The sequence below is a fragment of the Stenotrophomonas maltophilia group sp. Smal17 genome (assembly GCF_030237045.1).
Taxonomy (GTDB): Bacteria; Pseudomonadota; Gammaproteobacteria; order Xanthomonadales; family Xanthomonadaceae; genus Stenotrophomonas; species Stenotrophomonas forensis.
On the sequence record NZ_JASJSU010000126.1, the window covers coordinates 1 to 11,032 of the forward strand.

Annotated in this window: 11 protein-coding genes; 3 read left to right on the plus strand and 8 right to left on the minus strand. The window is 60.6% G+C overall.

The features are described 5' to 3' along the window. Positions 1-523: 523 nt before the first annotated feature. From QRO93_RS20125 to QRO93_RS20145, 5 genes are all read right to left on the minus strand, one after another. Complete coding sequence (locus tag QRO93_RS20125; protein ID WP_180878868.1) at positions 524-1,384, minus strand: OST-HTH/LOTUS domain-containing protein; 861 nt, start codon at positions 1,382-1,384, stop codon at positions 524-526. A gap of 278 nt (positions 1,385-1,662) precedes the next feature. Then, positions 1,663-3,813, minus strand: a complete 2,151-nt coding sequence (locus tag QRO93_RS20130; RefSeq protein WP_180878869.1) for a peptidase domain-containing ABC transporter — start codon at positions 3,811-3,813, stop codon at positions 1,663-1,665. A 2-nt stretch (positions 3,814-3,815) separates the two neighbouring features. Continuing rightward, entirely contained in the window at positions 3,816-5,066 is a 1,251-nt protein-coding gene (locus QRO93_RS20135) for an HlyD family secretion protein (RefSeq protein ID WP_180878870.1), read from the minus strand. Between the two features lie 69 nt (positions 5,067-5,135). Then, on the minus strand, positions 5,136-5,624 hold the full coding sequence (locus tag QRO93_RS20140; RefSeq protein ID WP_180878871.1) for a hypothetical protein: 489 nt from the start codon (positions 5,622-5,624) through the stop codon (positions 5,136-5,138). A gap of 29 nt (positions 5,625-5,653) precedes the next feature. Further along, positions 5,654-6,319 carry a hypothetical protein gene (locus tag QRO93_RS20145; RefSeq protein WP_180878872.1) on the minus strand — a complete coding sequence of 222 codons (666 nt, stop codon included), beginning with the start codon at positions 6,317-6,319 and terminating at the stop codon, positions 5,654-5,656. A 639-nt stretch (positions 6,320-6,958) separates the two neighbouring features. Between QRO93_RS20145 and QRO93_RS20150 the strand changes: the two genes are divergently transcribed. Beyond that, positions 6,959-7,315, plus strand: a complete 357-nt coding sequence (locus tag QRO93_RS20150; protein ID WP_180878873.1) for a CPCC family cysteine-rich protein — start codon at positions 6,959-6,961, stop codon at positions 7,313-7,315. Positions 7,316-7,435: 120 nt separating this feature from the next. Here QRO93_RS20150 and arr read toward each other — a convergent pair whose 3' ends face one another. Continuing rightward, positions 7,436-7,870 carry an NAD(+)--rifampin ADP-ribosyltransferase gene (gene arr / locus QRO93_RS20155; RefSeq protein ID WP_053451028.1) on the minus strand — a complete coding sequence of 145 codons (435 nt, stop codon included), beginning with the start codon at positions 7,868-7,870 and terminating at the stop codon, positions 7,436-7,438. A gap of 126 nt (positions 7,871-7,996) precedes the next feature. After that, a complete protein-coding gene (locus QRO93_RS20160; RefSeq protein WP_053451027.1) occupies positions 7,997-8,248 on the minus strand; it encodes a ubiquinone biosynthesis accessory factor UbiK in 252 nt (83 codons plus the stop codon). 154 nt (positions 8,249-8,402) lie between these two features. Between QRO93_RS20160 and QRO93_RS20165 the strand changes: the two genes are divergently transcribed. Next, complete coding sequence (locus QRO93_RS20165) at positions 8,403-8,741, plus strand: P-II family nitrogen regulator (protein ID WP_005411374.1); 339 nt, start codon at positions 8,403-8,405, stop codon at positions 8,739-8,741. 220 nt (positions 8,742-8,961) lie between these two features. Here QRO93_RS20165 and QRO93_RS20170 read toward each other — a convergent pair whose 3' ends face one another. Continuing rightward, positions 8,962-9,621: an RIO1 family regulatory kinase/ATPase gene (locus tag QRO93_RS20170; protein WP_180878874.1), complete on the minus strand. Its 660-nt coding sequence runs from the start codon at positions 9,619-9,621 to the stop codon at positions 8,962-8,964. A 435-nt stretch (positions 9,622-10,056) separates the two neighbouring features. Here QRO93_RS20170 and QRO93_RS20175 point away from each other — a divergent pair, with 435 nt between their 5' ends. Further along, on the plus strand, positions 10,057-10,962 hold the full coding sequence (locus QRO93_RS20175) for an aspartyl/asparaginyl beta-hydroxylase domain-containing protein (protein WP_040009311.1): 906 nt from the start codon (positions 10,057-10,059) through the stop codon (positions 10,960-10,962). Positions 10,963-11,032 lie beyond the last annotated feature (70 nt).

Sequence of the window (11,032 nt, forward strand, 5' to 3'; positions counted from 1 at the left end):
TGATGGCGGCTGCTGGATGGGGCGCGGGGGAGGGGAGTGCGGCTTGGTCATGGCAGGCTCCGTGCAGACAGGCGGAAGCCACCACCGATAAAGGTGGCGGACAGGGCGTGGCTCGAAAACCGGTGTGTGATGATCGCCGGCGGGCACAAGGCCCCCACGCCCCGCCCGCCATAGCCGGCAGACGGATTGCCAGCCGGCACCACGCAGGGTGATGCCGGCTGGCAAGCGCAAACTTCATCACAACAACGGGTTTTCGAGTCCCGACCACCGATGCACGGTGGCGGGGTAACGATTACCTGCTGTTGTGAGGAATGCCAAGGGGTGGGGGCCAATGCCGCCAAAACCCGAGACGTTTTTGGCATTGTCGCATAGCGTGGAAAGGGGCAAGAGCCTTGGCGCGTCAGGCGGAACGGCACTTCTGGGACGGAGTCGTCAGATCGTTCGGCCAGAGACGCAAGGCGCGGCAAATGCGACAGAACTTGGTAGGCGACGGCGTATGGCGGCTACCGCCAGCAGAGCCTGGTCAGCCCGTCGACTCAGGCCGCTCGCGAAACCACGCTCCCCGTTGGCCGTTGTGCGCGAAGTCGCGCAGCTCGAATTGACGGGAATCACGGATGACGTCCAGCCATTGGGCGCAGCCATACTTCCCGGGGGTTTGTTCCGGATGATGCTCTGCCATCCACAGAGCGGCTGTGTCCAGATTCACCCAACCGTCGATCGCCCGTTCTCGGAAGGCCTGTCTCAGCGCACTGACAATGCCGGCGATCGGCCAATGGATCTGCCCATCAGGCGCGATGCCGTTGACCAGAAAGTCATGGAACTCTGGGCTCTGCACCAGTTCAGCAAAGGCTGTTATGCCCTGCGCCATAACTGCGGCAAGCGTGCGCAGTTGTTCAAACTGCCGATCGATCTCGGTGCAAGCGTGCCTGAGCGCATCCTGGGCCTTGACGCATTCATCGATAGTCCGGATGTCGTACTGCTCGAAGAAGTGGTGAACGAGCGTATTCCTGAGGTTCACCAGCGCGCGTAGATCCGTTCGCAGGGCCGCATGGGATTCCCCTGGCAGATTGATCCCTATGTGCAGGCCAAAAGGGCTTGAATCATGGTCGAGACCTGATGGGACGTCGGGAACTTCGCCGCCTTCCTTCAGCATGCATTCGGTAGTCAGGCAACCCACCAAAGCGCCCATGGTCTTGCCGCCGATCTCAGTCCTGCGGTTGTTCAAGCTCTTTGGGAGTGTTTCCGGTGTACCCGACAACTTCTGAAAGGCCAGCATGGACTTCATCAGCTGCTCGCACTGCTGAAGGCGCAGAATGCAACGACCGACAAGCCGTTGCACTTCGTGCTGCGCACCGGCAATGTCATTCGGGTCGATTACGGACATGGCAAATCTGAGCATGGGTCTCGCCAACTGTACCGCTTCGGCGGAGAGAAGCGCAGGCCGGGCCGCGAGCCGGCGGAGGCTGTTGTCCGCTTCACTTCTAGGCGTGAGTGGAGCACCCAGCCATTCGCTCTCGGCGGCGCCGAATCCAGCGATGGTCCGCTGATCCTTCTCGTTGACAGAGAAGGGCGGATGTCAGCTCTTGGCCGAAGCGAACGTAGGGCTAGAGGGATTGCCACACTGTACCGCGACTGTGTACGCACGAGTACCAGCCCCGAATCTCAGTAGGCGGCAGCCCTTCCCCTTCGGCTGACGGACCCATCTGGATGCACACGCAGCAGACAATCCGCAGCATCTATTGTCTCGAATCGATGTGCAATCTGAATGACAGTGAGTGACATCTGCTTGAGATGAGCATTGATACTCTGCTCAGTTTCTGCATCCAGATGGCTGGTCGCTTCGTCTAGAAGGAGGGCTTGGGGCTGTTGGTAGAGCGCCCGGGCCAGCATGATTCGCTGGCGCTGTCCTCCTGACAAGGTCGATCCCATGTCACCAACCGATGTTCGATAGCCCATCGGCATTCTTGAAATGTCATCGTGAATGCAAGCGGCTTGGGCTGAGTGCTCGATCTGCTGCTGCGGAGCCCCTTCCTGGAACAGGGCGATGTTCTCAGCCAGACTCCCGTGGAAAAGCGCGTCATCCTGCATGACGCATCCAAACATGCGCCGGGCCCGGGTCGGACCAAGATGGCTCAAAGGGATGCCATTCAATAGGATTTCCCCACTGTTGACGGTCAGCAGTCCGACAAGGAGCTTGGCGATCGTGCTCTTGCCTGTACCCGACGCACCGGTGATAGCAGTCATCTGGCCCGCTGGGATAATGGCGCTGGCGTTGTTCAACACCCATGGCTGATTGTCTGCATATCTGAAGCAGACGTTGCGGAGCTCAACCTCAACGGGTTGAACGCGCGCGCTCAAAGGTGCAGCGGGCTCCTTCTCAACGGGTGCAAGAGCAATGTCAGCAACTCTTTCCGCATGTGAACCGAGCAACGCGAGTTGGATTGCGTACTCGGAAAGCGCACTCAGACGCGAGATGAACTGCTCTGAGTACGAGGCGTACGCAATCAGCATCCCGGCAGTGAACCGTCCCTCCATCACCAGTGATGCGCCGATTGCGAGAGCACCAAGCCTACCTACAGACAGCAGGACGCCACCCCAGGATGCGTAGGACAAGCTCGTACGCTGAACGGCAATGGATGCTGCGATTGCTGCTGCGCTTCGGTTCGCAAAGCGGGACGATTGCCAGCCAGTCTTCCCGAAAAGCTTCAAAGTCTGCGCACCGCGGATGGATTCAAGCAGCATGGACTGCCGGCGCGCGTCCTCGGTCAAGGAGGAAACCGTTGCGTGTTGCAGTCGCTTCACGTAGATGGCCCTGACGCCTACATAAGCCAGCGCTGTGAGGCTTGTAAATGCGCCTAGAAGTGGGCTGTAGACAAACAGCATGGCTCCTGTTGCAAGGGCCATGACGCCATCTAGTATCCCAGCGACCAACTGCGTGCTTATGGCCTGCTGTATTGTGTTTAGTGACGTGAATCGCGATGTTATGTCACCCAGGCTGCGACTTTGGAAGTACTGGGTAGGTAGGCGCAGCAGCCTAGCGAACACGCCCGAGCTCCATCCAATATTGATCTGGCTGCTCAGCCAAACAATTGCCCAGGACCGCAGCCAACCCAGCAGCAGCTGAAGAAGGGCGAGAAGGCTCAGTCCCACTATGACAACCGGAAGAAGGGCACGGTCCCCATCGGCGAGTACACGGTCGATGACTATCTGGAAGCCTTGGGGTGAAGCGAGCGCCATGAGTTCCAACGCAACTGAAAGAAGCCCCAGGTTGACCAGCGCTGGTCGGAGACCAGAGATCGGCCCAATGAGTGACCTCAGACGAAGACTACTGCGCGCTTGAGCCTTCTTGAGATCGGGTCCCTTCAAGAGCTCGATTGCCACCCCTGTGAAGTGCCGGCCAAGCGCCGCCCAGGAGATCTCCATGCGGCCTTGGGATGGATCCAGAATCACGACTTTCCTCGCCTTCACCTTTTCCAGGACAACGAAGTGGTCCATGTTCCAATGCAGAACTGCGGGCAGTACGAGCTGATCCAGTTCATCTGGCTCAGCCCGAAGAGGGCGCGCCACAAGGCCTTTCCGCTCCGCAACATCGCTGATATCAGATACCGACATTCCTTGCGGATAGGATCCGGCGAATGCCCTGAGCTGTTCCAGAGAAAGCCGATGGCCATGGTGATCAAGTATCATGGCCAAGCAGGCCAGGCCGCACTCGTTGGCTTCACTCTGGTAGAAGATCTTGACCGGACGCTTCATCCATTGACGCAATAGATCGCCGGGTTTTGGGCTGACTGCTGTGGAGTTGGCGACTTGCATGATCAGTCCTGTATAGACGCTCGAAATGCGGTGATCGGCTCAAGTAGCCAAGCGATGATTGAGCGATCCTCCAACAGAAGCGCAGCTTCCAACTGCATCCCGGGAACCAGCGCTCGCTGCTGGCCATCAGTCACGATCTGCTGCCTTTCCAACGACGCGATGGCTCTGTACATTGGCTGGGCTGGCGGCTGCTGGCCAAGCAGGGCTGACAGCTGTGCAGGTTGAGTCGGGGTTTCGGAAACCTGTTCGACAACCCCGTATTGAACCCCATATTTCTGATAGGGGAATGCCGCATAGTGCATGGCAACCTTGGTGCCTCGATGAACAAAGCCGATTGCCGTGCTGGGAATGAAAATTTCCGCTTTCAGCGTCGTAGGTGTCGGAATGAGAGAGGCAATAGGTTGCCCAGGCTCAACATAGTTCTCTGGCTGAACAAGAACGGAGCTGACTAGCGCGTCTGATTGAGCCCTCACCACCAGCTCAAGCTCGCTCTGATCCTGGGCGAGGCTGGTGCGTAATCTCGCTTGCTCTCGCCGAAGATCGTTCAACTTGAGTTCCGAATCGATCTCCAGACTCGTCAACTTGCGGCTTGTTTCGCGTTGCTGTTGAGAGATATCTTCAAGCTGCCGATGCAGGCCTGATGTCTGCGCCCGGGTATCCAGAAGCGCACTTTCGAGGTCCTGGACTTGATACTCAGCCACAAATCCATCCTTCAAAAGCGGACGCAGCTTCGTCAGTGTCCGCTGCTTCTGCTCAGCGGCCTGCTGCTGATAGCCAATCTGCTGACGAAGATCCGATGCCTGGGCGAGAAGAGATTTGACACGCTCCCTCAACTGATGCTGCTCACTGATCAGCGCTGCCTCGGTAGCTGCGACGCTCGCGTGGACCGAGGTGATTTGATTCTCAATGTTCTCCTCGACTCTGGCATGCACGGCACCCCCGCGGGTGTGCATTTCGCTGGATAGCCGCAGGATCGGATCTCCCTTTCGAACGTGTTGGTGCTCTCTGACGTACACCTCTGAGACGGTTGCAGATCGACGCGCTAGAATCCGGCTCTCGCCCGTATCAGTAACTAGATGACCAGATACCTGTTCCCGGCGAGCATAGTGGGCATGGAATGAGAGAACGAGTGCGGCCAAGCACAGTGCAGTGGCGCTAACACCAGCTGCGAAGTGAGCCTTTGGCGTTGAAACGATGACGGCGCCAAACTGGTCTGCATGAGCAGTCTCGGCTTCCTTGCGAAACAGTTCCATTGATCAGTTCTGCTGGGCGTGATGGCAGTGCCGGTTAGAGGGAGGGAGGTCGCCCCCCTCCCTTAAAGCCTAGCGACAGCTGATTCGATTGAAGATGCCTTGAGTCAGGGGGAACGGCTGCTCAATGCCATGTGACACGACTTCCGCGAGGTCCGGAACAAATAGAAACTGCGGGGCACTCTTGAGGTTCCTTAGATCTTCATTCACATGCAGGGACTGATCCCAACCGAAGATGGGCATGTCCCGAATGGCCCGGGGAGCATCCGGATCGGGCTGGTGCCATGACGGCTGCGTAAAGTCATCTACGTAGACAAGGGACGAGTACGAACCGCTGCCCTTGTCGGCGATGAACCAAGCCTTGAAGCCCCGGGATCGGTCTTCCAGAGTGACTCCAAGTGTGTTCCCTGTTCCAGGCATTGTTAGCGGCTGGATTCGAGCGTGCAGTGCAGGGTTGCCGGAGTAAACGTACTCCGCTACCGCGCTTCCACACTCCGCAGCTGAGGCGCCGGTCGACATCAGCACCCCTGCGAGTACGCAAGTGGCTAGCTTGGCTTTCATGGAATTTCTCCTGTGACTTCTGAGTGGGCTCAAGGCTGACGCTGCGGAGGGCCAACGATGACCGTACCGCCGGTGCCGCCGCTTGAACCCCCGCCACCTCCTCCAGAGTGGCCACCACTGCCGGCGCCCCCCGTACTTCCATCAGGCGGTGCCGTTGTTCCGGTGGAAACGCTGGTGAAGCCGAGCACCGTAACCTTGCCGTTGTAGTCGGAAACAACCGGAGACGACCATTGCGTGCTGTTGGGCCCGAGATGGTGCTTGATCTCCACGTAGTCGTCGATCAGAAGGGTAGTCGGAATCGTTCCGGCTTGGCGGCCCGCAGCCCATCGAGATTCGAAGTTGCGAATGTCGTCGTACATCGCTGCGATCTGATCGTTCGTGCTCGATCGATCGAGCGCTCCATGACCCAGATAGTCCCAAGTACTAGCGTCGTACTGGTACAGGCCTTGAACGTTGGAGTTGGTGGGATTGCTGGTCATCGAACCCAGGGAGCTTTCATAAAACGCCTGGTTGACTGCCATTCGAATCTCTGGAGCCAGCATGTTGTGGGCTTTCCCATAGTCCACGATCTGTCCCAGTGTCGCTGCCTGAGCGTCGGAAAGGCTGGCATTGAACTTGACTGTGTTGCCTGCCGGAGTTTTGTAGGTACGACCTCCGGAAACGCTTGCTTCTTCTTCCTTGCTAAGCGGACGCATGTTTGTATCTCAAAGGTTGGTTGAATGCCCGGGGGAGCGATGGCCAGCCGGTGTTGAGATTGGCGGCTCCCTGCGAGCTCGGGCCTTCGGTCCTTCTGAAGGTGCGACTCGGACAGCTCGGCGAGTGTAAAAGTTCGTCGAATAATCGATGTGCCAAGGTCGGCAAAGTCCTGTGTTGCTTTGCAGATGCGTCAAGCCAGGCCGCGTGATGGCAAGGTTGCAGTGACGACGCGTGTCGGCCGGAGTCGGCGAGGGAAGCTCTCGTGGCGGCATCGATGCTCGGCTGGCCGCGGGTTCGATCACGCAGATTCAACATCTGTCGCAAGTCGTCGCGCCCACCAACGCCATATGGTCAGTGCAGATCGGTTGATCGTGGCCGGCATGCGCTTTGGGGGAGCTGGGGTTTGCTCGCATCCAGCGCATCGGTAGCGGTTATGCCCTCACCTACGCCGGATGAAGAAGGACTGATCGGTCTGAAGGCGGCGTCTGCTTCTGGCCGGAAGCGGACCTGCCGGCGCCAGACAACGCAATCAAGAATGCTAGAGTCCGCTCTCGAACCGAAGCGGACGTTCGCCTCCTTCAGACATGGGCGACACCCGAAGGTCCAGTGGTTCAACTACCTGGTGTTCTTGGGTCTCAATGATCGATCTGCCTTGTCCATCGTGTGGCTTCCTGACCCTGGAGGACTGCTACGGATCATTTGCCATATGTCCGATCTGCGACTGGGAGGATGACGGGGTGCAGCTTGCCAACCCAACATCCGCCGGCGGAGCCAACGGCGAGTCTCTGGCGCAAGCCCAGCAGAATGCTGTTTCCAGGTTCCCTCTTGGCGTCCAGGTTGCAAGCGGCTTTCGCCGCGGAACCAGCTGGCGCCCCTTGTCCAGCGCGGAAATTGGGCGCTACGAAGCCTTGAGGGGTGGCAAACACTGGCACAGCAAGGCTGTCTCGCACGAGGGGGACGCTTACTGGTTGAGCTTGGGCGTTCTCTCGATCTAAGGCCACTTTGCGGTTCATCTCATGACGTTTACGCATGTCCGCTACTGGCCGAAAGCGGACATCGTTCGACGACCTTCTGCATTGACCTTCCGTCAGCCAAAGCACAGGTCTCTCCTTTCATCAATTGATGATCTCCCCACTCCCCGAAGCAACAAACGCCCTCAACTGCCGAACGAACTCCGCGTCGTAGAGCTCCCATTCCGTAATCTCCCCCACAATCCGCAACGGCTGCGCACTGCGATACGAACGCGTCGGGTTCCCGGGAAACTTCTTGTTGGTCACGTTCGGGTCGTCCTCAAACGGCCCGGTCGGCTCCACCACATACACGCGCGGCCGCCCTTCGCCGCGGGCCATCTCCGCAGCCAACCCGGCGCCCTTGGCAATCGTGGTGAAGTAGATGTGGTTCATCACCACACTGTCGCGATAGTTGGAGCGGAAGCCCGCGCTCAGCAGCTCGCCCACCGCGAGGTCAGCGCGGGTGCCGTGATAGAACGGCCCGGCGACCTGGTCGCAGGTGTCATGCGAAACGGGTGTCCATTCGGTGTCCTGTGCCATCGGCACTGCCCCTGCGTGTCCTGCCGGATCGACAGGCCGGCGAGTCTAGGGCGCCCGGTGGGCCTTGCGGCAAGGCCCCATCCGGGAAATAATCTGTAAACGGGAGGCGCGGTGCGCCTCCTTTTTTCATTCTGCGGCGCTGCGCCCTTCCAGTTCGCGCACGGCCGTTTCCAGCGCGTCCAGCTTCTCGCGGGTCTTCAGCAGCACGGCGCGCTGCACTTCGAACTCCTCGCGGGTGACCAGGTCGAGCTTGGCCAGGCCGGCCTGCAGCGCGCTCTTGAAGGTGGCCTGCAGTTCCTCGCGCGATTCGCGCAGGCCCGGCGGCACCAGGTCGCTGAGGCGACGGGCAAGGTCATCGATGTGGTTCAGGTCGATCATGGGGGGCTCCGTGGGGGTGGGCCCGTGCATCCGGCGCGGGCAGGCCAATCGGCACAAGGATACTGCCGGCACCCACTGCCCGGACAGGCCGCAGCGGCTTCGCACGGGCCGCGTTCAGGCGCTATCCTCCACGCCGGAAGACAGGAGATAGACGATGAAGATGGTCATGGCGGTGATCAAGCCGTTCAAGCTCGACGACGTGCGCGAAGCGCTGGCCGAGCGTGGGGTCACCGGGATCACGGTGACGGAAGTGAAGGGCTTTGGTCGCCAGAAGGGCCATACCGAGCTGTACCGTGGTGCGGAGTACGTGGTCGACTTCCTGCCGAAGGTGAAGCTGGAAGTGGCGGTGACCGATGACCAGGTGGAGGCGGTGGTTGAGGCCATCGTGAAAGCTGCGGGCACCGGCAAGATTGGTGACGGCAAGGTGTTCGTCTACGACCTGGGCAGCGTGGTGCGTATTCGTACCGGTGAGTTGGACGCGGACGCGTTGTAACCCGGTTTTTGTGCGTATTCGGGCTGTAAAGCGGCTTTTGTAGAGTCGAGCTTGCTCGACTGAAGCGCAGAGCAGTCGAGCAGGCTCGACTCTACAAAGAGCGGCAGAGCAGTCGAGCAAGCTCGACTCTACAAAGAGCGGCAGAGCAGTCGAGCAAGCTCGACTCTACAAAGAGCGGTAGAGCGGTCGAGCAAGCTCGACCCCTACCAAAGAAAAGCATTCAGCGGCGCTTGGCCCACCTGTAGAACCGCTTCCAGCCCTGACGCACCGCCGCTACCCAGCCCGGGTCAGCCACCAGCGCGGCCTGCGCGGCACTCGGCGCCTGGCCGGTCACGCGCTGGCGGATCTTCAGCAGGTTCTTCATGTCGCTGCGGCGCATCTGCCGGCTCAGCGGGCCGCGGCGCAGCCAGCGGGGTACGCTCCAGGCCGAGGTGAAGTCCAGCAGCACGGGCACGCCGCCGCTGACCACCACGTTGGTGCCATGCAGGTCGTTGTGGGTGATGCCGGCCGCGTGCAGGCGGCTGAGCGCGTGCTGCAGCTGCTCGAACACGTCGTTGCCGACGGCCTGGGCGGTGCTGAGGGTCTGGCCGGGAATGAATTCCATGCCCAGTGCCAGGCCACCGAGGGTGCCAAGCAGGGCCGGGGCGTGTTTCCAGCCGCCGAGGCGCTGCAGCATGCGCGCTTCACGGCGAACCATCAGCCGGGCGATCAGTGAAACCGGGGTGCCGCGGTAGCGGGAGTAGTCCTTGATGACCGCTTCGCGCCCGTCCAGGCAGGTGCGGTAGACGTCGGGGGCGAGGAAGCGTTTGCCGCGCTTGAGCAGCAGCGGCGCCGCGGCGTCATCGCCGCAGGAGGATGGGGGCAGTGCAGGGAGATACATGTCGGGGTCTCGGTCGACCCGGTGGGTGGCGCAAAGCGTCAAGCGAACCGGTGTTACAGGAAGTTACTAAGCTTTCGTTAATTTTAGTACTCGCCAGTTCGCTAATCGACGATTTGTCGGAGAAATGTCGGGGGCGTGGCTGGAACAGTTCGTCACATCAAATCGGACATTTCTGTCTCACTTTGTGTGATGTTCTTTATGCATCAACAGGTTGGGCGCTCTTTCGGCCCCTTCCACCGCGTTCAGCTGAACGCGGCGCACGCCCGGCTTGACCCCGGCGCACGGCCTGCCGACCATAAGCTGTTAACCCGCGACATCGGCGGCCGCCCCCTCCGGCACGTCCCCGTCCCCTGCCGCGCTTCCCACCGGTGCTGGCCGCCAGGCCGTGCATCGCCCCGTTTCCCGTTCCGGCCGCGGCTGGAGGAAAGTGCTTTGATCATCAAAATCGTCATTGCAGCGCTGTTCGTGGCCTGCGTGCTGTACATCCACTTCCGTGGCAAGGTCCGCGCGCGCTGGTCGCGCCAGTTGCTGGACCACTCCAGTTTCATGGCCCCCATCAACGTGGTCATGTACATGTTCTCGAAGGTGCCGACCACGCCGTTCCTGGACCCGGCCAAGGAGTTCCCGCAGCTGGAGCCGCTGCGCCAGAACTGGCAGATGATCCGCGACGAGGCACTGGCGCTGCGCGATGCGCAGAAGATCGCTGCCTCCAGCACGTTCAACGACGCCGGCTTCAACTCGTTCTTCCGTCGTGGCTGGAAGCGCTTCTACCTGAAGTGGTACGGCCCGTCGCACCCGTCGGCGAAGGCGATGTGCCCGAAGACCACGGCGTTGCTGGAGTCGCTGCCGGACGTGCGCGCGGCGATGTTCGCGCAGCTGCCGTCGGGCAGTGAACTGCGCCCGCACCGCGACCCGTTCGCCGGTTCGCTGCGCCTGCACCTGGGCCTGGCCACGCCCAACAACGACGGCTGCTACATTGAAGTGGACGGCATCAAGAAGAGCTGGCGCGATGGCGAGTGGATGATGTTCGACGAGACCTACATCCACCATGCGCACAACGAGACGCCGGATGATCGCGTGATCCTGTTCTGCGACATCGCCCGGCCGCTGCATTTCGGCCTGCCCGGCCTGTTCAACCGTGCGGTGGCGGCCACGCTGCTGGCCGGTGGTGCCTCGCCGAACCTGCCGGGTGACCCGACCGGCGGCGTCAACAAGGCGTTCGGCAGCGTGTACAAGGTGCGGCTGAAGGCCAAGGCGCTGCGCGAGCGCAGCGTGGTGGCCTACCAGCTGATCAAGTGGGGCCTGGTGGTGGCGGTGATCGCCGGTATCTGGGCGCTCTGAATTGTAGAGTCGAGCCATGCTCGACTGCATTTCAGTCAGATTGCAGTAGCCCCGCAGAAGAGCAGTCGAG

Bases quoted from the DNA above. Each gene is read 5' to 3' on its own strand.
- QRO93_RS20165 (WP_005411374.1), top strand. From the start codon at position 8,403: ATGAAGATGGTCATGGCGGTGATCAAGCCGTTCAAGCTCGACGACGTG.
- QRO93_RS20145 (WP_180878872.1), bottom strand. From the start codon at position 6,319: ATGCGTCCGCTTAGCAAGGAAGAAGAAGCAAGCGTTTCCGGAGGTCGT.
- QRO93_RS20135 (WP_180878870.1), bottom strand. From the start codon at position 5,066: ATGGAACTGTTTCGCAAGGAAGCCGAGACTGCTCATGCAGACCAGTTT.
- QRO93_RS20160 (WP_053451027.1), bottom strand. From the start codon at position 8,248: ATGATCGACCTGAACCACATCGATGACCTTGCCCGTCGCCTCAGCGAC.
- QRO93_RS20170 (WP_180878874.1), bottom strand. From the start codon at position 9,621: ATGTATCTCCCTGCACTGCCCCCATCCTCCTGCGGCGATGACGCCGCG.
- arr (WP_053451028.1), bottom strand. From the start codon at position 7,870: ATGGCACAGGACACCGAATGGACACCCGTTTCGCATGACACCTGCGAC.
- QRO93_RS20140 (WP_180878871.1), bottom strand. From the start codon at position 5,624: ATGAAAGCCAAGCTAGCCACTTGCGTACTCGCAGGGGTGCTGATGTCG.
- QRO93_RS20130 (WP_180878869.1), bottom strand. From the start codon at position 3,813: ATGCAAGTCGCCAACTCCACAGCAGTCAGCCCAAAACCCGGCGATCTA.
- QRO93_RS20125 (WP_180878868.1), bottom strand. From the start codon at position 1,384: ATGTCCGTAATCGACCCGAATGACATTGCCGGTGCGCAGCACGAAGTG.
- QRO93_RS20150 (WP_180878873.1), top strand. From the start codon at position 6,959: ATGATCGATCTGCCTTGTCCATCGTGTGGCTTCCTGACCCTGGAGGAC.